The organism is Paraburkholderia oxyphila NBRC 105797 (assembly GCF_000685075.1).
Taxonomy (GTDB): Bacteria; Pseudomonadota; Gammaproteobacteria; order Burkholderiales; family Burkholderiaceae; genus Paraburkholderia; species Paraburkholderia oxyphila.
In genome coordinates this window covers 119584-141734 of record NZ_BAYD01000004.1, presented here as the reverse complement: position 1 = coordinate 141734, position 22151 = coordinate 119584, and the positions used below count along the sequence as shown (strand labels likewise).

20 protein-coding genes are annotated in these 22151 nt (G+C 63.3%); 12 read left to right on the top strand and 8 right to left on the bottom strand.

Annotated elements, in window-relative coordinates:
* Positions 1-25: 25 nt before the first annotated feature.
* From BO1_RS03470 to BO1_RS03460, 3 genes are all read right to left on the bottom strand, one after another.
* Entirely contained in the window at positions 26-655 is a 630-nt protein-coding gene (locus BO1_RS03470) for a 2-hydroxychromene-2-carboxylate isomerase (protein WP_028216362.1), read from the bottom strand.
* Between the two features lie 88 nt (positions 656-743).
* The gene (locus BO1_RS03465) at positions 744-1472 is read right to left on the bottom strand and encodes an SDR family oxidoreductase (protein WP_028216361.1); all 729 of its coding nucleotides are present in this window, start codon (positions 1470-1472) and stop codon (positions 744-746) included.
* Positions 1473-1539: 67 nt separating this feature from the next.
* Complete coding sequence (locus tag BO1_RS03460) at positions 1540-2721, bottom strand: acetyl-CoA C-acyltransferase (protein ID WP_028216360.1); 1182 nt, start codon at positions 2719-2721, stop codon at positions 1540-1542.
* Between the two features lie 258 nt (positions 2722-2979).
* Between BO1_RS03460 and BO1_RS03455 the strand changes: the two genes are divergently transcribed.
* Together BO1_RS03455 and BO1_RS49515 are read left to right on the top strand one after the other, a co-directional pair.
* A complete protein-coding gene (locus BO1_RS03455; RefSeq protein ID WP_028216359.1) occupies positions 2980-4536 on the top strand; it encodes a class I adenylate-forming enzyme family protein in 1557 nt (518 codons plus the stop codon).
* Between the two features lie 216 nt (positions 4537-4752).
* Positions 4753-5652: an IclR family transcriptional regulator gene (locus BO1_RS49515; protein ID WP_084687749.1), complete on the top strand. Its 900-nt coding sequence runs from the start codon at positions 4753-4755 to the stop codon at positions 5650-5652.
* Between the two features lie 10 nt (positions 5653-5662).
* On the opposite strand, the gene BO1_RS03445 is transcribed toward BO1_RS49515, so the two are convergent.
* Positions 5663-6385 (bottom strand): hypothetical protein, encoded by a 723-nt coding sequence (locus BO1_RS03445; protein ID WP_028216358.1) that lies wholly within the window; start codon positions 6383-6385, stop codon positions 5663-5665.
* A gap of 67 nt (positions 6386-6452) precedes the next feature.
* A complete protein-coding gene (locus tag BO1_RS03440) occupies positions 6453-7253 on the bottom strand; it encodes an SDR family NAD(P)-dependent oxidoreductase (RefSeq protein ID WP_028216357.1) in 801 nt (266 codons plus the stop codon).
* A gap of 119 nt (positions 7254-7372) precedes the next feature.
* Between BO1_RS03440 and BO1_RS03435 the strand changes: the two genes are divergently transcribed.
* Positions 7373-8320, top strand: a complete 948-nt coding sequence (locus BO1_RS03435) for a GlxA family transcriptional regulator (RefSeq protein WP_028216356.1) — start codon at positions 7373-7375, stop codon at positions 8318-8320.
* A 95-nt stretch (positions 8321-8415) separates the two neighbouring features.
* On the opposite strand, the gene BO1_RS03430 is transcribed toward BO1_RS03435, so the two are convergent.
* From BO1_RS03430 to BO1_RS03420, 3 genes are read right to left on the bottom strand one after another with little or no spacing between them, the layout of a single operon-like run.
* Positions 8416-9030, bottom strand: coding sequence for a hypothetical protein (locus BO1_RS03430; RefSeq protein WP_028216355.1), 615 nt, complete (start codon positions 9028-9030; stop codon positions 8416-8418).
* Between the two features lie 56 nt (positions 9031-9086).
* A complete protein-coding gene (locus tag BO1_RS03425) occupies positions 9087-9878 on the bottom strand; it encodes a molybdopterin-dependent oxidoreductase (RefSeq protein WP_028216354.1) in 792 nt (263 codons plus the stop codon).
* A gap of 2 nt (positions 9879-9880) precedes the next feature.
* On the bottom strand, positions 9881-10474 hold the full coding sequence (locus BO1_RS03420; protein WP_028216353.1) for a cytochrome b/b6 domain-containing protein: 594 nt from the start codon (positions 10472-10474) through the stop codon (positions 9881-9883).
* A 164-nt stretch (positions 10475-10638) separates the two neighbouring features.
* On the opposite strand from BO1_RS03420, the gene BO1_RS03415 reads away from it, so the two are divergent.
* From BO1_RS03415 to BO1_RS03370, 9 genes are all read left to right on the top strand, one after another.
* Positions 10639-12156 carry an HD domain-containing phosphohydrolase gene (locus tag BO1_RS03415; protein ID WP_028216352.1) on the top strand — a complete coding sequence of 506 codons (1518 nt, stop codon included), beginning with the start codon at positions 10639-10641 and terminating at the stop codon, positions 12154-12156.
* Between the two features lie 152 nt (positions 12157-12308).
* Positions 12309-13430, top strand: coding sequence for an alkene reductase (locus BO1_RS03410; RefSeq protein ID WP_028216351.1), 1122 nt, complete (start codon positions 12309-12311; stop codon positions 13428-13430).
* 137 nt (positions 13431-13567) lie between these two features.
* A complete protein-coding gene (locus BO1_RS03405) occupies positions 13568-14533 on the top strand; it encodes a D-2-hydroxyacid dehydrogenase family protein (RefSeq protein WP_028216350.1) in 966 nt (321 codons plus the stop codon).
* A 48-nt stretch (positions 14534-14581) separates the two neighbouring features.
* Complete coding sequence (locus BO1_RS03400) at positions 14582-15466, top strand: LysR substrate-binding domain-containing protein (RefSeq protein WP_028216349.1); 885 nt, start codon at positions 14582-14584, stop codon at positions 15464-15466.
* A gap of 127 nt (positions 15467-15593) precedes the next feature.
* Positions 15594-16913: an MFS transporter gene (locus BO1_RS03395; protein WP_028216348.1), complete on the top strand. Its 1320-nt coding sequence runs from the start codon at positions 15594-15596 to the stop codon at positions 16911-16913.
* A 26-nt stretch (positions 16914-16939) separates the two neighbouring features.
* A complete protein-coding gene (locus BO1_RS03390; RefSeq protein WP_028216347.1) occupies positions 16940-17692 on the top strand; it encodes a maleate cis-trans isomerase family protein in 753 nt (250 codons plus the stop codon).
* A gap of 543 nt (positions 17693-18235) precedes the next feature.
* Complete coding sequence (locus tag BO1_RS03380) at positions 18236-19006, top strand: ferredoxin--NADP reductase (RefSeq protein WP_028216345.1); 771 nt, start codon at positions 18236-18238, stop codon at positions 19004-19006.
* Positions 19007-19154: 148 nt separating this feature from the next.
* Positions 19155-20099, top strand: coding sequence for a family 2A encapsulin nanocompartment shell protein (locus BO1_RS03375; RefSeq protein WP_028216344.1), 945 nt, complete (start codon positions 19155-19157; stop codon positions 20097-20099).
* Positions 20080-22107, top strand: a complete 2028-nt coding sequence (locus BO1_RS03370) for a family 2A encapsulin nanocompartment cargo protein cysteine desulfurase (RefSeq protein ID WP_043283664.1) — start codon at positions 20080-20082, stop codon at positions 22105-22107. The genes BO1_RS03375 and BO1_RS03370 overlap by 20 nt, the downstream gene beginning before the upstream one ends.
* The last annotated feature ends 44 nt before the right edge of the window (positions 22108-22151 follow it).

Here is a 22151-nt window from a genome sequence, read left to right as displayed (position 1 = left end):
CGCTGCCGTCGGCTGGATCCTGACGCTAGCTTGCTTGTTTCAGCCTGGCGACTCGAACGATCTCTTCTTCGACTTCGTGCAATCTGTCTTTGCCGAAGAAAATCTCGTCACCCACAAAAAACGTCGGCGAACCAAAGGCTCCGCGCTCGAAGGCAGCTTGAGTGTTCGCCAGCAACGTGGCTTTCACCTCGGGATCTTGCGTGCCTGCGTAGATTGCCTTGCCATCGAGGCCGGCTTCCTGCAGGGATTGCACGATGATCTCGGGATCTTCCATGTTGCGCTGTTGCTCCCACACGTGAGCATAGACGGCGTTCACGTATGGCATGAAGCATCCTTGACGCTGTGCCGCCATTGCGCCCCGCATGATTTGCAGGGTGTTGATCGGCCAAAAGGGATTCTGGCGATAGCCATCGATGTTATTTTTGGCGATGAAACGCTGAGTTTCCAGCCTCTCGTAAGCCACTTTGTTCACGATGCCGGCGAACGCTTCAGCAGGGGAGCGATTGCCGGTCAGCTTGAACAGACCGCCCAATAGAATGGGCACGTATTCGAACTCGACACCCGTGCGGGCGGCGATGGTCGGAATGACCTTATGGCAGAAGTACGCATTCGGGCTGCCAAAGTCGAACAGGAACTGGACACGAGACGATGTCATGAGCTAGTCGTAGGGAATGGTGCCAAGGCTTCGGTGGTTTGAAAACGGACTGTGCCGCCTGGATATCAGGAGATCTCTGTCGTCGTGATTACCAGGCCTCCATCCACGGGCGCAGTTCCGTCTCGTGAGTCCAGGCATTGCGGGGCTGCATGTGAATCTGGTAGTAGGCGTCGGCAATGGAGTTGGGATTGACGATGCCGTCCTGTTCCTTGAGCGCGTAACGCTGCGGGAAGTTGCTCTGGATGAATTCGGTGTCGATGGCGCCGTCGATGATCGGATGCGCAACATGAATGCCCTTGGGCCACAACTCTCGCGCCATGCTTTGGGCGAGCGCCCTGAGTCCGTGCTTGGCACCCGAGAACGCCGCATAGCCAGCACGGCCGCGCAAGCTGGCCGTGGCGCCCGTGAAGATGATCGTCCCGCGTCCGCGCGGCAACATGGCCTTGGCGACTTCGCGGCCCATGAGAAACCCGCTGAAGCAAGCCATTTCCCACACCTTGAAGTACACGCGCGCGGTGGTTTCGGTAATGCTGAACTGGACGTTCGCGCCGATGTTGAAGACAGCAACCTCGATGGGCGCAATGTCGCGTTCGATTTGCTCGATGAGCGCCACCATTTCCTCTTCCTTGCGTGCGTCGGTGCCGAACGCGTACGCGTCGCCGCCGGCCGCCTTGATCTCTTCGACGACCGGTGCGAGTTTGTCCACCTGGCGGCGCGTCATGCACGCGATATACCCTTCGCGGGCGAACCGGCGCGCGATCGCGCTGCCCGTTGCATCGCCTGCGCCAATGACCAGAATTGCTTTCTTGTCCGACATTTCATTCTCCGCGTGACAGGTAACGTTTGAGATGATGATCCTGATCGCCAAGTTGATGGCAGATCGCTCAGTAGATTTCGAACAGACCCGCGGCACCCATGCCGCCGGCAATGCACATCGTGACGACGGCGTACTTCGCACGGCGACGGCGGCCTTCCAGCAGAACATGGCCGGCAAGGCGGGCGCCCGTCATGCCGAAGGGGTGGCCGACCGAGATCGCGCCGCCATTGACGTTCAACTTCCCGGGCGCGATGCCGAGACGCTGCTGACAATAGAGCGCCTGCGACGCGAAGGCCTCGTTGAGCTCCCAAAGGTCGATGTCCTCGACCTTCAGACCGTGCTGCCTGAGGAGCTTGGGTACCGCGAACACGGGACCAATGCCCATTTCATCGGGCTCGCAGGCGGCCACCGCCATCCCCCGGAATACGCCGAGCGGCGAGAGGTTTGCGCGCTCCGCATCCTTCGCTTCCATCATCACGCAGGCCGATGACCCGTCCGAGAGCTGCGAGGCGTTACCGGCGGTCACGAACTTGTCGGGCCCATTCACCGGCTCCAGCTTCGCCAGACCCTCAAGGGTGGTGTCCGGGCGATTGCACGTGTCGGCGCTGAGCGTGGCCGATCGATAGCGGATCTCGCCCGTCTCTTTGTCTCGCACCGCCATCGTGGTGGTAACCGGCACGATCTCGTCGTCGAACCGGCCGGCGCGTTGCGCCTCGGCCGTCTTGCGCTGGCTGTCGAACGAGAACTGGTCCTGAGCCTCACGGCTAATGCCATAGCGCGCGGCGACGGTGTCGCCCGTTTCGATCATCGTGACGTACAGGTCCGGCTTGTGCTCGACGATCCACGGATCGCGTTCACGCAGCCCGTTCTCCCGTGAGCGAAGGCCCGTGATGCTTTCGACGCCGCCGGCTACCACGGCCTGAACGCCATCGACCACGATGCGGCCCGCGGCTGCCGAAATGGCTTGCAGGCCCGAGGCGCAAAAGCGGCTGACGGTGACGCCTGCAATGGAGATGGGCAATCCGGCGCGAATGACCGTCTGGCGTGCGATGTTGCCGCCGGCAATGCCTTCGGGATAGCCGCAGCCAAGGATGACGTCGTCGATGACAGCCGGATCGATCCCCGAGCGATCGACCGCCGCCCGCACCGCATGGGCAGCAAGGCTGGGGCCGGGCGTAGCGTTGAATTCGCCGCGATGGGACTTGCTCATCGGCGTGCGTGCAGTGGAAACAATGACGGCTTCTCGCATGGTGGGGTCGAATCCTGTGGTGGTCTCGGCATTAAAACTGCATTGCAGAATCAAAAACTGCATATCAGTCTATGTCGTTGACTTCTGTGGCGTCAATATTGGCGTAATCCCTAGTGTTTTGGGTCTATGTAAAGCGGTGGCAATGGATCATCATGGAAATGTATTCTGCAATGCAGTTTCATAAACCGCAATTCAGCCAGCTCCGATGACAGCAGAACGCTGTCGATCGATACCCGACACCCAATACGGAGACGTGTCATGCAAGAAGCCAGGCAGTTGAGCGAGCAATACTCGCGCATCCATCAAATCATCGAGCCGTGGGTCAGCCAGCGTCCCGATGGCGTTGCCTTGCAGGACAAGGAGCGGCGCCTCACGTACCGCGAAGTCGATGTTTCGATCCGTCATGTGAGCGAGCGGCTCATGGCGCTGGGCGTTCGCCCCGGTGATCGCGTTCTGGTCGTTGCGGAGAACTGTGTGGCCGCAGGCGTCCTGGTGATGGCGCTGAGTGCGGTCGACGCCTGGGCCGTGGTGCTCAATGCCCGTCTCTCGGCGCGAGAGATCGAAACGTTCCTCGATCATTCGGGCGCGCGGCGCGCGTTTTATACCCATACGGTTGGCAAGGATGCGGGTGAGCATGCTGCCCGTCATGGGGCGGTTGCGGAATCATGGCCGGGCATCGGCGAGGTGGCGATCGGACCGCTCAATGAACGGGCCGTCGCCGAGCCGGCCTGCGACGATCCACGCAAGCAGACGGCGGTCATGATCTACACGTCAGGCACCTCCGGGCAGCCGAAGGCGGTGATGCTCAGTCACGCCAACATGCTGCACATCGCGCAGGTGATTCGCACGGTGCGCCGTCTTGGGCCGCAGGACAAGATATATGGCGTGCTGCCCATGGCGCACATCATGGGGCTGTCCGGCAACCTGGTGGCGGCTCTCGCGTGCGGCAGCACGTTGCTGCTCGAAGACCGGTTCTCACCGCAAGCGCTTGCCAGCGCGATACTGGAGGAGCGTCTGACCATCCTGCTTGGGGTGCCCGTGATGTTTGCGAAGCTGCTTGACTGGTGTCGCAGCACGGGTATCGATATCAGCAAGCATAGTCTGCGCATCATCGGTGTGGCCGGTTCTCCGTTGACGCCCAAACTGAAAGAGGACGTGGAATGCGCGTTTGGCATGGCGCTGCAAAACAACTACGGGCTATCCGAGATGGCCCCGACGGTGACGCAGACGGTGCTCTCCCACCCGCGGCGCGACTGCTCGGTCGGTAAGCCCGTGCCAGGCGTGGAGTTGCGCATCGTCGATGACCATGGCAAAGACGTGGTGCCTGGCGAAGTGGGGGCGATCTGGGTGCGCGGGCCGAACCTCATGTTGGGGTACTACCGCAACGAGGCGATGACGCGCGAGGCCATCAATGCCGAGGGCTGGTTCAATACCGCGGACCTCGGCCGGCAGGAGCCCGATGGCGGCGTTTTCATCATGGGCCGCAAAAAGGAGTTGATCATTCGTTCGGGCTTCAACGTGTACCCCACGGAAGTGGAGCAGGCTCTGAACAGCCACGCCTCGGTGGTTCAGTCTGCGGTTGTCGGCAGAGAGGTCGAAGGTAACGAAGAGGTCATCGCGTTCGTCGAAATGGCGCCCGGCGTGACGGTGACGTCCGATGAACTCAAAATCCATTTGCGGGCGCGATTGTCGCCGTACAAAATCCCGGCCGAGATCCACTTCATGGCACAGCTGCCGGCGGCGCCCACGGGAAAGATTCTGAAAAATGCACTCAAGGAGCTGGCCATGAAATCGGCGGAAGTGCCGCGAGGCTGAACGACGCTCTGGCAGCGTGCGAGGAAGTGGGCAAAAGCCGGGTGCCGCGATTTTGATCCGTTGCATCCGGCCGTATGGTATTTTTCCGCCCCGGGATGAGCGAAGCGGCTGCCGGCATTCAACGGGTGGCGGCTTGCTTCTGCTCTCCGGGAGCGTGGGCCGAGCGGACTGGCCAGTTGCTCTTGTATATTGGCTCAGTTCTTTCGGAAGAGTGATATGACTTCGAACACGCGGACCGCTTCCCCGGAGAAGCGCGCGAGCGATAGCCCGGTGTCCGACAACGACGCATTGACGGACGGCGACGGCGATCGGCACTTTGTGACCGCGCTGGCGAGGGGGCTGGACGTGCTCCGCTGCTTTCGCAGTGGCGACACGTTCCTCGCCAATCATGAAATTGCGGAGCGGTGCCAGTTGCCGCGATCGACCATCACCCGCTTGACGTATACGCTCACGAAGCTCGGCTACTTGTATGTGATGCCCGAAACCGGCAAATACCGCCTGGGTGCGGGCGCTATTGCGCTTGGCAGCGCGATGTTGGTCAAGCTCGATGTACGGCAGATCGCCCGTCCGTTGATGCAGGACCTCGCGGCCGACGTGGGCTCGCTGGTGGCACTGGCAACACGCGATCGAATGGCGATGTTGCACCTCGAGTGCTGTCGCGCCAACTCCGTTGTGACGCTCAATATGGACGTGGGGACGCGCATCCCGCTCGCCACCACGTCGATGGGCCGCGCTTATCTCGCCGCGATCGAACCCGGTGAGCGCGCGGAGTTGCTGGAGCGGATCCGCTCTTTCGACGAGGGGGCGTGGCCGACCGTCAAGCGGGGCATCGACAAGGCGCTCGCGGAGTACGCGGAAACGGGATGTTGCTCGTCCGTGGACGAGTGGCTGAAGGGCGTGAGTGGCATCGGCATGCCCTTCAGACCGGGCAGAGGCCTGCCCGTAATGGTCGTCAATGTCGGCGGGGCGACACAGGACCTATCTGCCGAGCGTCTTTTTCAGGAAGTGCGCCCCAGGCTGATTCAGGTCGTCAATACTATTCGACTCGAATTGGGCCAGATAGACGAGCACGCCGGAGCGCCTTTGAGCTCCGGCGATGCATGTGCTCCTCGCTGATACGTCCGGCTTATTCGCTCTGGAAATCGATACTGCGAAAATCGATGGACACGAGCAGCGGCTCGTCGACCTTTTGCTGCGCGTCGTCGTAAGCGTAGACACGGCGCGACATCGGCACCATGATGCCGCGCACGTTGCGATAGTCCGACGCGTAGTTCGCGCCCCGCGCGCCGCCCATCACGTCCACCGTGTAGTCGTGGCGCCGCAGCAAGCCATCCTCGCCGAAATACGAAATCTGCTCGCGCGCATGACTGGTAATCGATTCCGGGAATGTGACCTTCAGCCGCCGCCAGATTTCGCCGTTCTCTTTCCAGGCGGGGAGCTCCTCCGTATGGAAGCCGGGCAGCGTGTAGAGAAACGGGATGGTCAGATAAGTCCAGAGGGCGTAGCCGGTAAAGTACAGCGCATGCAGGCGATCCCACGGCGATTCCTGGGTCTGGCCTTCATATGCCCCGCGCGGCGCGTGGCGCTCCTCGACGTTGCGGCCGTCCAGCGAGCCGATCCGCACGACGTCCGGGGCGTAGGTGCCGCGCCAGCCGCCGGCCGGCGACGCGATCGCCATGGACTGGTCACGCAGGTTCGCCGCCAGCTCGATGCCCTCGAAAATATCGGGCTGGCCCTTCAGGTGCCAAATGGCGCCACCGATGTCGAGTTCGGCCGAGACGGTGCCGAACTTCCTCCAGTTTTCGATCCCACCGTGCGCCCGCACGGCCTCTTCAAGTAGTGTGCTCATTCTGTGTTCCTCGCGTGCGTATCCGTTGGGGAGGCGTTCGTTATCCTAAGGATATGCATCGTTGCGGTTATTGCCCCGTCGTATAGCGCGACGCGGGAACGTTGGACGAGAGATGCGGGGCCATCGTCTGGCGCGCCGCTTCGAACGCTTCCCATTCCTCACCGGCATGCAGGGAGGGGATCGTCACGAGCTCGCCGCGGTCGAAACCCGTCAAGGCCGCGTCCACCATGTCGGTGGCCGACATGACGATGCTCTCGGGCAGGTGCTCGACCGGAAGGCCACCGGTCTGCCAGAAGTCGGTGGCGGTGGCTCCTGGCAGCACGGCCTGCACCTGCACGCCCTTGCCGGCGAGCTCGTGGTGCAGCGACTGGCTGAAGGCGAGCACGAAAGCCTTGCTGCCGCCATACACGCCATTAAGCGTTTCTGGCGAGATGGCCACGATGGAGGAAATGTTGATGACGGCCCCCTTGCCGCGCGCAACGAAGCCCGGAATCGCAGCGTACGTGAGGCGGGTGAGCGCGGTAACGTTCAGATCGATCAACCGCGTCATCGCATCGACGTTGCTGTCGAGCAGGGGCGTATGCGTGCCCACGCCCGCGTTGTTGACGAGCAGCGTGATGCTGGCGTCCTGCTTGAGCTTTGCTTCGACGGCAGCAAGCGCGGCTCGGTCGCCGAGATCCGCGTCCACGATTTCGACGCTCTGGTGCGTCTCGTTCGTGATGCGCTCGGCAAGGGCGAGCAGGCGGTCGCGGTTGCGCGCCACGAGAATCACGTCATAGCCGCGCCGTGCGAGCCGCTCGGCATAGATCGCGCCAATGCCCGACGATGCGCCCGTAATGAGGGCCGTACCTTTGTGTGCCTGATCCATGATGTCACTCCGCTTCGAACTGCGTTGATGTTTGGGTGAGTGCATTCTGGCTGCAAAGCGGCATGACGGAAATGACGCAGATGGGTATGATTCAGGACATTGCGAGGCGAAGAACGGACATGCACAAGATCGGCTTTTTGATCAGCGACGGCTTTCAGATCATGGCGCTCGCGCCGCAGGCCGTCTTCGAGTACGCGAACATGGTCGCGGGCGAGCCCTTTTATGCGCTCGAAAACTTCTCGGTTAGCGGCGGCGAAGTGCGCTCGTCGCTGAGCATGGCGGTAAGCACGCGGTCGCTGCGCGGCAAGATCGATGTGGACACTTGGCTGGTCGGCGGGGTGAACGATCCGCTCGCCTCGCCGGCACCCGACAAGATCCTTGCCTTCCTGCGCGAAAAGGGGGCCCGCGCGAGACGCATCGCCGGCATCTGCACCGGCGCGTTCGTGCTGGCGCAAGCGGGCTTGCTGTCCGGCCGGCGCGCGACGACGCACTGGGCGTTCGGGCGCGAAATGCAGAAGCGCTTTGCGGACATCCGCGTGGAGGAAGACCGGATCTACATCGTCGACGGCCCCATCTGGACCTCCGCCGGCATGACGGCGGGCCTCGATCTCGCGCTGGCGATGGTGGAGAAGGATCTGGGTGCGGACGCGGCGCGTTCGGTCGCGCACAAGCTGGTCATGCATCAGCGCCGCGCGGGCGGGCAGTCGCAGCATTCGGAAATGCTCGATCTCGCGCCGAAGTCCGATCGCATCCAGAATGCGCTGAACTATGCGCGCCAGAACCTGGGCCGCGCGTTGACGGTGGAGGAACTGGCGGAGAGCGTCCATCTGAGCCCGCGCCAGTTCAGCCGCGTATTCACGCTGGAGACGGGGCAATCTCCGGCCAAGGCTATCGAGGGGCTGCGCCTCGAGGCTGCACGGCTGATGATTGAGCAGAGCCGTCATCCGCTCGAGGTCATCGCGAGAGAAACGGGCTTTCGCGACCGACGCCACATGCGCGAAGCCTTCATGCGCGGGTTTGGCGTTCCGCCCCAGGCGGTCCGGCGCGAAGCGCGCGTGGATGCGTGAATTCAGCAAAAGAGATCGGTCTGCTCCACGAAGCATCTGCGGAGCGACCGATAGAGGACAAAACCGCCGATTGTTTTTGTCTGGCGATTCTGGACTTACATTGGCGGCGCCACGCCGTCCTTCTCAACCACGACCAGGTGACCGTCATAGCTGCCGTTTTTCTCCGGCGTGGCCACGACAAAGACCTTCTTGCCAGTCGTCAATTCGGCGCGCGTAGCCGGAATCAGCGTCACGACCGGAACATTGGTCGGGACGTTGATGGTGTTGCTGCCGCCCTTGTATGAAAGCTTGAGATCGCGTCCGCTCGTTCCTTGCACGACCGTATCCACGTTGGCGTTCGTCATCGTGCTGTTCGCGCCGAGATCCCACGCGTAATGACCTTCGCCCGTGCCGCGCGCGGCTTCGGGGAACACTAGCACTTCCTTCGCGGTCAGCTTGCCGTCCGGTCCCGGCATGGCCGCCGCGCCAACGTACGAGCCGGGCTTGATATCGGCAAGCTGGATGGCCTTCACGGCGTTCACGCCGGCCGACTGGTCCACGTCGATCGTCACGGTCTCGCCGCTGTGGCGGTGGACCTTCAAGGTGTTGCCCGAAAGCGAGACGATCTCGCCACGGATGCGCTCGGGCTTGTCGGCGGAGGATTGAGAGAGTGCGGCGCCCGCGAGTGTCAGCGCGGCAAAGGAAACAGCGAGTTTGAGTCGAATGGACATGGGTGCTCCAGTGAGTAGGTTGCGGTTGAAAAATTCATAGGCACAGGGGGCAGGGCTCAGGAACCGCCGAACCAGTTGTAGCCCTGGTTCTCCCAATAGCCGCTTGGGAAAGCGTTGGTCACCGTGATGGCAACGATATGTTTTGGGTTCTTGTATCCGAGCTTCGTCGGGATACGCAGCTTCATCGGGAAGCCGTACTTCGCGGGCAGGACGCTGCCGTCATACGTCAGCGTGAGCTGCGTCTGGGGATGCAGTGCCGTCGGCATGTCGATGCTCGTCCAGTAGTTGTCCGCGCAATGCAGCGCGACATACTTCGCGGTGGTATCGGCGCCGGCTCGCGCAAGGAAGTCGGCGAATCGCACGCCGCCCCACTTGCCGATCGCGCTCCATCCTTCAATGCAGATATGCCGCGTCACCTGGCTTTCCTGCGGCAGTGCATGGAGCTCGTCGAGTGTCCAGATGCGTTTGCCCTTGACGAGCCCGTTGAGTTCGAGGCGATAGCTCCGTCCATCCACGTCCGGCACCTGGTCGACGTCGTAGTACGCGTTGAAGGGGAACGGCCGCGTGATCATCGACTCGGGGTAGGTCGGCGCAAGCTTGCGCGGATCGAAGAGCAGGGCTTGCGCGTCGTCGTTGAACGAAGACACACGGCGGAGCAGGGTGTTGACCGACTTGTCGTTCGTGAGATCGCAGCCTGATAGCAGCATCAGTCCGCCCAGCGTCAAGATGCGCTTGCCGAACAAACGCCGCAGCGGCGACTGGAGTTCCTTTTGCGCGTCCTTGATGATGGATTGCGCATCGGGTTGGTACCCCGGATCGGGTGCGCGATGACGTTTCGGAGTATTCATGATTAGCGGCCTCGAATCATGGTGAGCAGGGTGCGCGGAACCAGCGCGACCATCACGACGTGCACCGCGAAAAAGCCGACCAGCACGCTCATGGCGACGAAATGGACGATGCGCGCGTTGTCGAAGCCGCCCATCAGCGTGCGCAGGACCGGGAACTGCACGGGCTTCCAGATCGCGAGGCCCGAGAGCACCAGAAGCGCGATATCGGCGAGCACGGCAAGATAGGCGAACTTCTGCACGGCGTTGTACTGGCTGAGGTCGGCGTGACCGAGCCGGCCGCGCAGGGCCGCCGCGAAGTCGGAAGCGAGGGCCCGCATGCTGACGGGAAAGAGCTTCTTGCGCAGCCGTCCGGTTGCGACGTTCAGCGCGAGGTAAGCGAGAAAGTTGGCGACCAGGATCCACATGAACGCGAAGTGCCAAAGCAGTGCGCCGCCCAGCCAGCCGCCGAGCGTGATGGAGGCCGGAAACTCGATGCCCCGGAAGACCGGCGACGCGTCGTACACTTGCCAGCCGCTCAGGCACATGACGATGACGGCGGCTGCATTGACCCAATGGAAAATGCGCACCCAGGCGGGATGGATTGTCGGGTGATTCATGGCGACCCTTACATAAGATTCGCGCCGGGCGCCCAGGCGGGCGTTGGCGTGGGAAGAAGGATCGCAGCGGCAGCCTGGCGCCGGTATCGGATAAATGACCGACCCGGCCGCACCTGCCGCGCTATAGTCGCGGGCAATGAGGCTCGCCATGTTTCGGTGGATCCATGAACGGGAACGAAAACACACCGGCTGAACGCGCGCAGGTTCGCGCATACGACGCCATCAGGGCGCTCGCGTTCGTTGGCGACCTCAGCATGGGGCAGCCGACCGATCATTCGCTGCGCACGGCCTGGCTGGCCGCCCAGCTTGCCCTCGCGGCAGGCGAGGGCGACGCGCTAGCCGCGACGTCCGCGCAAGCCGCGCTGCTGCGCTGGTCGGGCTGCACGGCGAACGCAGCGGGCTTCGCCGACATGCTCGGCGACGATGTGGCCGGCCGCGAGGCGATGCTGGCGCAGCGGCAGGGCTGGGCCCAGCCGCTTGAACGGCAAGGCCTGGAAGGTGCGACTCAGGGTGAAATTAAGGGCGCGATTCGTCCGCTCGCGCAGATTCACTGCGAGGTCTCGGGCGAAGTCGCGCGGATCCTGCACCTGACGACAGAGACCGAAGCGGCGCTGCGCCATATCTTCGAAGCGTGGGACGGCAGCGGCATGCCCGACGGCCTCGCGGGCGCGGCGGTGCCGCGCGCGGTCTACGTGGTGTCGTTGGCTGGCGACCTGGAAATCCTCAGCCGCGTCTACGGTTTGCCCCAGGCGCTCTCGCTGATCGCGGCTCAGGCCGGCACGCGCTACCCGGCGGATCTGGCCGCGCTCGTGGCCAAGCATGCTGCACACTGGCTGGAGGGACTGGCGACGCGGGAGCCCGCCGGGCTCGACGAGTCGATTCAGACGCCCCAGATGCTGGCAACCACTTCTACCGAACTGATTGCCGATGTCATCGACCTCAAGCTGCCGTGGATGACCGGCTACTCGCGCGCGGTCGCCAGCGCCGCGGCCGCCTGCAGTGCGCGGCTCGGCGCCGACGAAGCGAGCGAGGCACGCGTCTACGCCGCGGCGCTGATTCACGGCATCGGCCGTGCCGCGGTGCCGAATGCGATCTGGAATTCGCCAGGGCGCCTCTCCGCTGCGGAGTGGGAAAAGGTGCGCCTCGTGCCGTACTGGACCGCGCGTGCCGGCAAGCAAACCGGCACGCTCGCGCAGGCGGCGGAACTGGCTTCGTATGCGTACGAGCGGCTCGACGGTTCCGGCTATTTCCGTGGTGCAAGCGGGCAGGCGTTGTCGCTCGAGGCGCGCATGCTGAGTGCAGCGGTTGCGTTCGTCGCGCTCGGTGAAAAGCGGCCCTGGCGCGACGCGCTAGCGCCCGGCGAAGTGACGCAACGACTGCGCAGCGAGGCGAACCAAGGCCGCTTCGACGCCGAAGTCGTCGAGGCGCTGATCGATGCGCGCGATGCCCCGCCACGCGCCACACACGCCACACGCATCCGGCAACAGACGCTCCGGCTCTCCGCGCGCGAGACCGACGTGCTGCGTGCGATCAGCCGCGGCGCCAGCAACAAGGAAGCGGCGCGCGCGCTCGACCTGAGCCCGAGCACGGTGCGCACGCACGTGGAAAGCGTGTTTCGGAAGCTCGAATGCTCGACGCGCGCCGCTGCGACGTTGAAGGCGTCGGCGCTGGGGCTGCTGTAGGCAGGCGCTGCTGGCCCGGCTCGATCTCTATCACCGCATTCGGAAAAGACAATGTCGACTGACATTGACTTTGCGAGGCGATCACCCCTAAACTCAATGTCGACCACCATTGTGATTGGGTGAGCCCGTCAATGTCATACGAAAGGAAAGTCATGCATCCGGAAAGCAACCAGCCCTTGCTCACGCCAATCCGGCTGGGCGACCTCGATCTGCGAAACCGCATTGTGATGGCGCCGCTCACGCGCATGCGCGCGGCCAACCCTGAACTCGCGCCCAACCGTCTGCATGCCGAGTACTACGCGCAGCGCGCGTCGGCGGGGCTGATCATCAGCGAAGGGGTTTTCGTGAGTCCGCACGCGGTGGGCTGGGCCGACGTGCCGGGTCTGTGGAGCGACGCCCAGGTGCGTGGCTGGCGAGGGGCGACGGACGCGGTTCACGAGGCCGGCGGGCGGATCGTTGCGCAGCTCTGGCATACGGGCTCGCTCGGACACCCCGATTTCCACGGCGGCAAAGCGCCGCCCTCCGCCTCGGCTGTCAATCCGCGGCAGCAGAGCGTGACCGCGCAGGGCAAGAAAGACACTGTGATTCCACGCGCCATGGAGAAGGGTGAGATCCGCCGTACGGTTGCGGATTTCGGCCATGCTGCGCGCCGCGCCATCGAGGCCGGTTTTGACGGCGTGCAGATTCAGGGCGGGTACCACTATCTGTTCAACCAGTTCCTGAACGTGCGCACGAATCTGCGTACCGACGAATATGGTGGCTCAGTGGAAAATCGTGCGCGCTTGCTGTTCGAAGTGCTGGAAACGGTGGCCAATGCCGTTGGCGCTCATCGCGTTGGCGTGAAGACCGGTCCGGCGACATCGGAAACGGGCGCTTTCGTTTCCACGGACGAAACGCTTGCGACCGCCGAATACGTGATTGGCCGTCTCGATGAATTCGACCTCTCGCACTTGCTGCTGATGGGCGCGATGGCCGATCTCCGGGCGACACCGCTTGCTGCACTGGCCGGCGACGGCATGTTCAGGCATTTCCGCGAGCGCTATCGCGGCAAGATCATCGCGAACGTCGATATCGATCGCGCGCGCGGCAACCGCTTGATCGAGGCGGGGCTCGTGGATATGGTCGCGTTCGGTCGCCCCTTCATCGCCAATCCGGATCTGCCGGCCCGCTTCGCGAACGTCGCGCCGCTAGCGGAGCTAGACTGGCCCAACGTGTATGGCGCGACGAGTGCCGGCTACACCGACTATCCGGCGCTGGCTGCCACAACGGCATGAGGTGATGTCAGCGCAACGGGGCGTGCGCGGGACATGACGCACAGGTTCCGCAATCGGCCCCACATGCGTTCCCGCGCGGACCCACTCGAGTTCCGCCGCTCCAACGATGCGCACACCATAAAAGGAGAAGCTGCGCCATGGACGATTCACTCCCGGTCAAGGTTGCGATTCTTGACGACTACCAGAACATCGCGCTGCGTGAGGCCGATTGGTCGCCGCTCAAGGCGCGTGCGGAAATTACCGTCTTTACGGACCACCTTTTCGAAGTCGACGAAATCGCCAAACGGCTCGAGCCCTTCGACGTGGTGTGCGTGATGCGCGAGCGAACCGAGCTGTCGCGCGAGCTCATCGAGAAACTGCCGAACCTGAAGCTGATCGCATCGACGGGACCCGCCAACGCCGCGATCGACCTCGAGGCGGCCGCGGAGCATGGCATTGAGGTGCGCCACACGGGCTACTCCTCGACGCCGACCATCGAATTCACGTGGGCGCTCATTCTCGCGATGGCACGCAATATCCCTCTGGAGAACGAATCGTTACGAAGCGGCGGCTGGCAGGTGTCGCTCGGCACCGAGCTGGCCGGCAAGACGCTGGGCCTGCTGGGGCTAGGGCGGATAGGCTCTGCCGTGGGCGTGATTGGCCGTGCTTTCCGGATGAACGTCATTGCGTGGAGCGAGAACCTGACTCTGGAGCGTGCTCAGGAAAAGGGCGTGCAGCGGGTCGACAAGGCAACGCTCTTCGCCACATCCGATTTCCTCTCGATCCACGTCCGCCTGAGCGAGCGTACGCACCACCTCGTCGGGGCCGCGGAGCTGGCGCAAATGAAGCCGACGAGCCGGCTCATCAACACGTCGCGCGGACCGATTGTGGACGAAGCCGCGCTGGTCGATGCGCTGGAGGCCGGGCGGCTGGCCGGTGCCGCGCTCGACGTGTACGACCGCGAGCCGCTCGATGCCAACCATCCGTTCCGCACGCTGCCCAACGTGCTGGCCACGCCGCATATCGGCTACGTTTCGCGCGAGCTCTATCGCACGTTCTATGGCGACACCGTGCGCAATATCGTGGAGTGGCTCGACGCACGGCCATCCTCCGGGAAGGCTTGACGTGCAAGGCAGGTTCCCCGCAGGCGATCGCCGCGCGTGGAGGGCGTCGTGAAGCTCGATCCGTTGTCACTACGGCTCTTCATAGCCGTTATCGAGGACGGCACGATTGCCAGCGCCGCGGCGCGCGAACATATTGCCGCGGCGGCCGTGAGCAAGCGGCTAAGCGAGCTCGAGCAGATGCTCGGCACCCAGCTGCTCGTGAGAACCAACAAGGGCATCACGCCGACTGCGGCCGGCGTGAACCTTTCGGTGCTGGCGCGCGAAGTGCTTGACGGCTTGAACGACATCGTCGCGCGCATGCGGGACTTTTCCGACGGCCGACGCGGTACGGTGCGCGTCTTCGCCAATATTTCGGCCATTGCGACCTTCGTGCCGCCGCTCGTGAAGTCATTCAACGAGCGCTATCCGGAAGTGCATATCTCGCTTCAGGAGCACGACAGCCTTACGATTACCGAAGGCATCGCCAACAATCTGGCGGAGATCGGCATCTTCACGTATTTGCCGCACAGCGCCGATATCGAGGTGTATCCGTTTCGAACCGACGAACTCACGGTGATCGTGCCGGTGGGTCACGCGCTCGCAGATCGCGACGAAGTCACCTTCAGTGAGACACTCGATTACGAGCATGTCGTGCTGCGCGCCGGCACGCACCTGCGCTTTCAGATGCTCACGGCCGCCGGCCGGCATGGGAAATCGCTTCGCGCCAACGTCGAGGTGTCGTCCTACGATGCGTTGTGCCGCATGGTCGAAGTTGGCGTGGGCATTGGCATTCTGCCCGCCGGCAATGCCGCGATCTATCATCTCCCGGGAACCCGCACGCTGAAGCTCGCCGAGCCGTGGGCAACGCGCGAACTCTTCATCTGCGTGCGGCGTTTGGATGCGCTATCTCCCGTCGCGCGCCTCCTCTTCGATCATCTTCGTTCGCATTCCTGACCGGTTTTTCGCGGTCAGATCTTGCCATCGCGGTTGACGATGGCAGGCTCGCCAATGACTGATATACACCGATTCGGCGCCTCACTACGATACGAGACATTCGATCGAGAAGCGAATGGAGGAGCAAGTGAAAACAGCGGAAGTCACAGGGCTGGTCGAAAGCAAGCCCACCGAAGCATCGGGCCAACTCTCGCGTACCGGACGCATCGTCAACCTGGGCGGGAGCTGGGGCGCATGGCTATTCGATGCGCTCGATGCCACGATTTTTGGGTTCATCATCCTTTCCGTTGCGCACACGTTCTCTGCAACGCTGCGTGACGTCGTATCGACGGTTGCGTGGTTTCTCTTCGCGACTGGCATCGGTGGATTCTTTCTCGGCAATGTGTCCGACAAGATCGGCCGCAAACGCACGTTGCTGATCTCGGTCCTGACCTATGGCACGGGCACGCTGCTGTGCGGATTCGCGCACAGCCTGACTGAGCTGAATGTGTACCGGTTTGCCGTGGGGATCGGCGTGGGTGGCCTCTGGTCGGCCGCCGTCGCACTCGTGAGCGAAATCTGGCCAGCTTCGGGCCGGGCGAGAGCCATTTCGCTCCTGCAGACCGGCTGGTCCGGCGGCAGCTTGCTGGCCGCAATCTTCGCGTGGAGTTTCCTCAACGCGAACGATCCCGATTCGTGGCGCCGCCTCTTCATCCTTGCGTCGATTCCGGCTTACGCGATGGGCGCGATCATTCTCCTGTTCGTCAAGGAATCCCCGGTCTGGCTGGCCAATCGGGAATTTCTCCGGCAAAACGCCAGGAAGGCTTCGCTCACGCAGATCTTCGCGCCGCAATACCGGCGCACGACGCTCATCGCACTGGTGATCTCCATCCTCGGCATGTTCGGCTACTGGATCATCACCACGTTCACCGCCACCTATCTTCAGAGCGTGCTGCATGTGCGCGTGGATGAAGCACCGGTATTCCTCGTGTGGACGGGCATTGGCGCAACGCTGGGCTACCTCTACTACGGCGTTCTCGCCGAGCGTTACGGCAGGCGGCGCGCGTTCGCGGCCTTCTTCGTGGGCGTAGCGATCGCGGTGCCGTTGTTCGCCTATGGCGTGACGATGCTCCCGCTGACCCACGGCAAGCTTGCCATGACGGCGGCCAACATCCTCGTGATCGGGTTGCTCAGCGCGGCGCTGGGATTCTTCACAGGGTATTTCAGCGGATTCGGTGCGTGGTATGCGGAGTTGTTTCCGACCAGCGTGCGCTCGACGGCCGCCGGCTTCTGCTTCAACTTCGGCCGGGTGGGCGCGATTGCCGGCATCAAGCTGGTGCCCGCTCTGATGCCGTTCATAGGCTTCACGAAAACCTACTGCATCGCTTCTATCGCTTATGTGTGCGCCGCACTGCTCGTGTTTGCCCTCCGCGAGACGCGGGGTGTCGAACTGACGAGTGGCAATTGATGACTTTTGTAAAGGTGGATTTTGAAATGAAGCATTATCGGATTGGTCAGATCGTACCGAGCTCCAACACCACGATGGAGACGGAAATTCCCGCAATGCTGACGTCGCGCTACGGACTCTTTCCTGAAGAGCGTTTTACGTTTCACTCGGCGCGCATGCGGATGATGCACGTGACACCGGAGGAGCTGCGCAAGATGGACGTGGACAGCGACCGCTGCGCGCTCGAGCTCAGCGACGCGCGATGCGATGTGCTGGCGTACGCCTGCCTCGTCGCCATCATGTGCCAGGGCGCCGGCTATCATCGCCAGTCCGAGGCACGTTTGAAGAAGGTGGTGGAGGGCAATGGTGCGCCAACGCCGATCGTGAGTTCCGCCGGCGCGCTGGTGGAGGGGATCAAGACGATGGGATTCAAGCGTGTGGCGATCATTACGCCGTATATGAAGTCGCTAACGCAGCAAGTCATCGACTACATCGAGAGCGAAGACATCGAGGTGACGGATTCCATCAGCCTCGAGGTCGCGGACAATCTCGAAGTGGGGCGCCTCGATCCTGCGAACCTCGTTGCGCATGCGGATCGCCTCGATATCCGCAACGCGGATGCCGTCGTGCTGTCGGCATGCGTGCAAATGCCGTCGCTGCCCTCCATTCAGACGGTTGAGGATCGGCTCGGCAAGCCCGTTTTGTCCGCGTCCGTTGCCACGGTCTACCGGATTCTCAAGACGCTCGGGCTAAAGGCGCAGGTGCCGCAAGCGGGATATCTGCTTTCCGGGCGATTCTGACGATTGAGTGGAACGGCGGGGCGGATATGAAACACCCTCGCACTCAGCCCGCGAGCAACGCCTGCGCGAGCCGCCCCAGGCGGCGCACACCGTCTTCGATTCGCTCATCCCAGATGTATGCCGCGCTCAGCCGCAGGCAATTGCGAAAGCGCCGGCTCGCGGAAAAGACCTCGCCAGGCGCAAAGCAGCGGAGGCCGACTATCGCTTGCGGATCTTTCAGTGGGAGCGTGGCCTGTTGCCGCCTGGCGGAACAGATTACGTGGCCGCGCAAGGGCGCTGTGCCGGGTCTCGCGCGGCAGCGGTTTGCATATGAAAACAAATTCGTTTCCAGCGCGTCGTTTGGGGCACGACAATGCGCCAGAACGCAGTCGGGCTGACGGGGTGTGTCGTTCAAGCGGTTGCCAGGCCCTCGCGGCGAGCCTTCCGGTGCCCGCGACGCCAGCTCGCGGCCTGCCTCCACCGTATCGCGAGCACGCGTCCGGGCTGACCCGGCAAGCGCGCCCCGCGGGACACGCCCCGTCCAACGTCGTTTCTTCAGACAACATGAGCAAATACGATCTCGCAACGGTTCAATCCGTCCATCACTGGACCGATACCTTGTTCAGTTTCACGTGCTCGCGTGCCCCAGGGCTGCGCTTTAACAACGGCGAGTTCACGATGGTTGGCCTGGACGTCGAGGGCAAGCCGCTGACGCGTGCGTACAGTATCGTGAGCCCGAACTACGAGGAGCATCTGGAGTTCTTCAGCATCAAGGTCCAGGACGGTCCGCTCACGTCGCGCCTGCAGCACCTCAAGGTCGGCGACACGATCCTGATCGGCAGGAAGCCGACCGGCACGCTGGTCACCGACAACCTGTTGCCCGGCAAGACGTTGTGGCTGCTCTCGACCGGCACCGGCCTCGCGCCATTCATGTCGATCATCCGGGACCCGGACATTTACGAGCGTTTCGAGCGCGTCATCCTCACGCATACCTGCCGCCACAAGGGCGAGCTTGCCTACATGGCGTACATCCGGCATGACCTGCCGGGCCACGAGTATCTCGGCGAGGTGATCAGGGAAAAGCTCGTGTATTACCCCACGCTCACGCGGGAGGAATTCGAGAATGAAGGGCGCATCACGGACCTGATCGCGTCGGGCAAGCTGTTTGACGATCTCGGCCAGACGCCGTTCTCACCCGAAGCTGACCGCGTGATGCTGTGCGGGAGCACGGCCATGCTGAGGGACACGACGGAGCTGCTCAAGCAAGCCGGTCTGGTCGAAGGCAGGAACAGCTCGCCAGGTCACTATGTGATCGAACGCGCCTTCGTGGATTAGCAGGTTGCTTATTTCGCAGCGGCTGCACCCTCGACGTTTGCATTCTTTGGGTTGTTTAATTTCTTGTTGGGCCGCCAATTTTCGACTCCTATAATGACGAACCGTCATATGCATTTTCCCGTTCTTTCTAAAGAATCCGGAGTCATTCATGTCGACGATCGAAAACGGACCCGCGGCAAGCCCGACAGCGCTCGGTGATAACGCGGCAAGGCAGCTCGCCAATGCCACCAAGACGGTTCCCCAACTCTCCACCATCACGCCGCGCTGGCTCACGCATCTCTTGCAGTGGGTGCCCGTGGAAGCGGGCATCTACCGTCTGAACCGTGTCAGGGATCCCGAGGCCGTGCATGCGGCCTGCACGGCGCGCGAAGACGAGGGCGCACTGCCGACCACCTTCGTGCCATACGACGAGCACCCGCGTGAATACTTCCTCAATGCCGTAAGCACGATTGTCGACGTGCATACGCGCATTTCGGACCTGTACAGCAGCCCGCACGATCAGATCAAGGAGCAATTGCGTCTTGCGATCGAAACGATCAAGGAGATGCAGGAAAGCCAGCTCATCAACAATCCCGATTACGGCATGCTGGCCAACGTCGAGGAAGATCAGCGGATCTTTCCGCTGAGCGGGGCGCCGACACCCGACGATCTCGACGAGCTGCTGACGAAAGTCTGGAAAGAGCCGGCGTTCTTTCTCACGCATCCGCTGGCGATCGCCGCGTTCGGCCGCGAATGCACGCGGCGCGGCGTGCCGCCGCCGACGGTGAGCCTGTTCGGCTCGCAGTTCATTACGTGGCGCGGCATTCCGTTGATTCCGTCCGACAAGGTCCCTGTCGCCGACGGCAAAACGAAAGTTTTGCTCTTGCGTGTGGGCGACAAGCGGCAAGGCGTAGTTGGCCTGTATCAGCCCGGCGTCGCCGGCGAACAGGGGCCGGGGCTGTCGGTGCGCTTCATGGGCATCAACAATCAGGCAATCGCTTCGTACCTGATCTCGCTGTACTGCTCTTTGGCCGTCCATACGCCGGACGCGCTCGCGGTGCTGGACGAAGTCGAAATCGGCAAGTACCACGACTATGACTACGCCTACCGCTGATCCGCTGGCGACGCTGCCGTTGCCCGGCACGCCCGTATCGCCGGCTGGCCTGCCCGATCCCGCATTGCTCGCGCGCCTTGCGAACGAGTTCTTCTCGGCGTTGCCAGGCGGCGTCGCGGCGCCCGATGTGTCGGCCGCCAGCGCCGCAGTGGGCGGCGTGCCATCGGCGTTGCCTGCGGCGGCGCCGCTGGTTGCGTCCGCGAGCAACCCGGCGCCTGCCGGATCGCCGCTCGCCGGACCGGGCGGCACGGGCACCGGGTTGCCCGGCATGAGTCCGCCGCAAGGGTACGTGCCCGGCGTCAACCTGCTGCCTGGTGCGCCAACGCACGTGCTCTCGCTCGGCAACCGCGCGCCTGGCCTCGCTCCCCACGCCGCAGCACAGCGGGGCATTCCCGACAATGTGCAGATGATCGCGCCCGCGCTCGAACCCCGGGCCGGCAGTGCTGTCCTCGGCGTGCCGGAACTGAATGGAGCCGGCGAGCGCTCCATGGCCACGACCCAACTGGCCGCGGCGCAGGCAGATGCCCCGCAGGCGGCATCGCCGTTCTATTTCGTCGATGCGGCGAAGTATGGTTGGCGGGGCGAACCCCGGGAAGTCGCTGCGCCGCCCCTCGACTTCGGCGATCCGCGCGCATTCGGCCTCGTTGCCGAAGACGATTTGGGCGATTTGCTGCCGCTTGTGCAGCGCACGCCCGACAGCCCCCACGCGCTCTACGTGTTCGAAAACGCGCAGCGGCGAGAGCGGGCGGAGGGACCACACCCGGCGGCGCCGCTCGCGCCGGCGGCGCATCCGCCGTTCGACGTCCATGCGGTGCGGCGCGACTTTCCGATCCTGCAGGAGCGCGTCAACGGCAAGCAGCTGATTTGGTTTGACAACGCGGCCACGACGCACAAGCCGCAGGCCGTGATCGACCGGCTCGCGTACTTCTACGCGCACGAGAATTCGAACATTCACCGGGCCGCGCATACGCTCGCGGGCCGCGCCACCGATGCCTACGAACAGGCGCGCGAAACGGTCCGGCGCTTCATCGGCGCGTCGTCCGCCGAAGAGATCCTCTTCGTGCGCGGCACCACCGAGGCCATCAATCTGGTCGCCAAATCGTGGGGCGTCCAGCATGTAGGCGCCGGCGACGAAATTGTTCTCTCGCACCTCGAGCATCACGCGAACATCGTGCCCTGGCAGCAACTGGCTGCGCAGACTGGCGCGGTGCTGCGCGTGATCCCGGTTGACGATTCGGGGCAGGTGCTGCTGGAGGAATACCGCAAACTGCTCAGCGACCGGACGAAGATCGTGGCTGTCACGCAGGTGTCGAACGCGCTCGGGACGATCGTGCCGGTGAAGGACATTGTCGAGATGGCCCATCGTGTCGGCGCGAAGGCGCTCGTGGATGGCGCACAGTCGGTTTCGCACATGCGCGTCGATGTCCAGTCCATCGATGCCGACTTTTTCGTCTTCTCGGGACACAAGATATTCGGTCCAACCGGCATCGGCGTCGTGTATGGCAAGCGCGCGCTTCTCGAGGATATGCCGCCGTGGCAGGGCGGCGGCAACATGATCACCGACGTCACGTTCGAGCGCACGCTGTTCCAGCCGCCACCCGGACGCTTCGAGGCCGGCACGGGCAACATTGCCGACGCCGTGGGCCTTGGCGCGGCACTCGACTACGTGACGCGGCTGGGGATCGAGAATATCGCGCGCTATGAACACGATCTCCTTGGCTATGCGACGAGCGTGCTCGCACCTGTGCCTGGCGTGCGCCTCATCGGCACCGCGCCGGACAAGGCAAGCGTGCTGTCGTTCGTCATGAAGGGGTACAGCCCGGAAGAGGTCGGGCAGGCGCTGAACGAGGAGGGCATCGCGGTCCGCGCGGGGCATCACTGCGCGCAACCGATTCTGCGCCGCTACGGCCTCGAAGCCACCGTGCGCCCTTCGCTCGCTTTCTTCAATACCTGCGACGAGGTCGATACGATGATTGCCGTGCTGCGCCGGCTGGCAGTGCGGCGCTAGCCGTAAGGCGCTGGGGCGTCCAGCAATGACCGCCGCGACGACCC

What these genes read in the sequence shown, in the direction of transcription:
- BO1_RS03470 (WP_028216362.1), bottom strand. Translation starts at nt 655, where the DNA reads ATGACATCGTCTCGTGTCCAGTTCCTGTTCGACTTTGGCAGCCCGAAT.
- BO1_RS03465 (WP_028216361.1), bottom strand. Translation starts at nt 1,472, where the DNA reads ATGTCGGACAAGAAAGCAATTCTGGTCATTGGCGCAGGCGATGCAACG.
- BO1_RS03460 (WP_028216360.1), bottom strand. Translation starts at nt 2,721, where the DNA reads ATGCGAGAAGCCGTCATTGTTTCCACTGCACGCACGCCGATGAGCAAG.
- BO1_RS03455 (WP_028216359.1), top strand. Translation starts at nt 2,980, where the DNA reads ATGCAAGAAGCCAGGCAGTTGAGCGAGCAATACTCGCGCATCCATCAA.
- BO1_RS49515 (WP_084687749.1), top strand. Translation starts at nt 4,753, where the DNA reads ATGACTTCGAACACGCGGACCGCTTCCCCGGAGAAGCGCGCGAGCGAT.
- BO1_RS03445 (WP_028216358.1), bottom strand. Translation starts at nt 6,385, where the DNA reads ATGAGCACACTACTTGAAGAGGCCGTGCGGGCGCACGGTGGGATCGAA.
- BO1_RS03440 (WP_028216357.1), bottom strand. Translation starts at nt 7,253, where the DNA reads ATGGATCAGGCACACAAAGGTACGGCCCTCATTACGGGCGCATCGTCG.
- BO1_RS03435 (WP_028216356.1), top strand. Translation starts at nt 7,373, where the DNA reads ATGCACAAGATCGGCTTTTTGATCAGCGACGGCTTTCAGATCATGGCG.
- BO1_RS03430 (WP_028216355.1), bottom strand. Translation starts at nt 9,030, where the DNA reads ATGTCCATTCGACTCAAACTCGCTGTTTCCTTTGCCGCGCTGACACTC.
- BO1_RS03425 (WP_028216354.1), bottom strand. Translation starts at nt 9,878, where the DNA reads ATGAATACTCCGAAACGTCATCGCGCACCCGATCCGGGGTACCAACCC.
- BO1_RS03420 (WP_028216353.1), bottom strand. Translation starts at nt 10,474, where the DNA reads ATGAATCACCCGACAATCCATCCCGCCTGGGTGCGCATTTTCCATTGG.
- BO1_RS03415 (WP_028216352.1), top strand. Translation starts at nt 10,639, where the DNA reads ATGAACGGGAACGAAAACACACCGGCTGAACGCGCGCAGGTTCGCGCA.
- BO1_RS03410 (WP_028216351.1), top strand. Translation starts at nt 12,309, where the DNA reads ATGCATCCGGAAAGCAACCAGCCCTTGCTCACGCCAATCCGGCTGGGC.
- BO1_RS03405 (WP_028216350.1), top strand. Translation starts at nt 13,568, where the DNA reads ATGGACGATTCACTCCCGGTCAAGGTTGCGATTCTTGACGACTACCAG.
- BO1_RS03390 (WP_028216347.1), top strand. Translation starts at nt 16,940, where the DNA reads ATGAAGCATTATCGGATTGGTCAGATCGTACCGAGCTCCAACACCACG.
- BO1_RS03380 (WP_028216345.1), top strand. Translation starts at nt 18,236, where the DNA reads ATGAGCAAATACGATCTCGCAACGGTTCAATCCGTCCATCACTGGACC.
- BO1_RS03375 (WP_028216344.1), top strand. Translation starts at nt 19,155, where the DNA reads ATGTCGACGATCGAAAACGGACCCGCGGCAAGCCCGACAGCGCTCGGT.
- BO1_RS03370 (WP_043283664.1), top strand. Translation starts at nt 20,080, where the DNA reads ATGACTACGCCTACCGCTGATCCGCTGGCGACGCTGCCGTTGCCCGGC.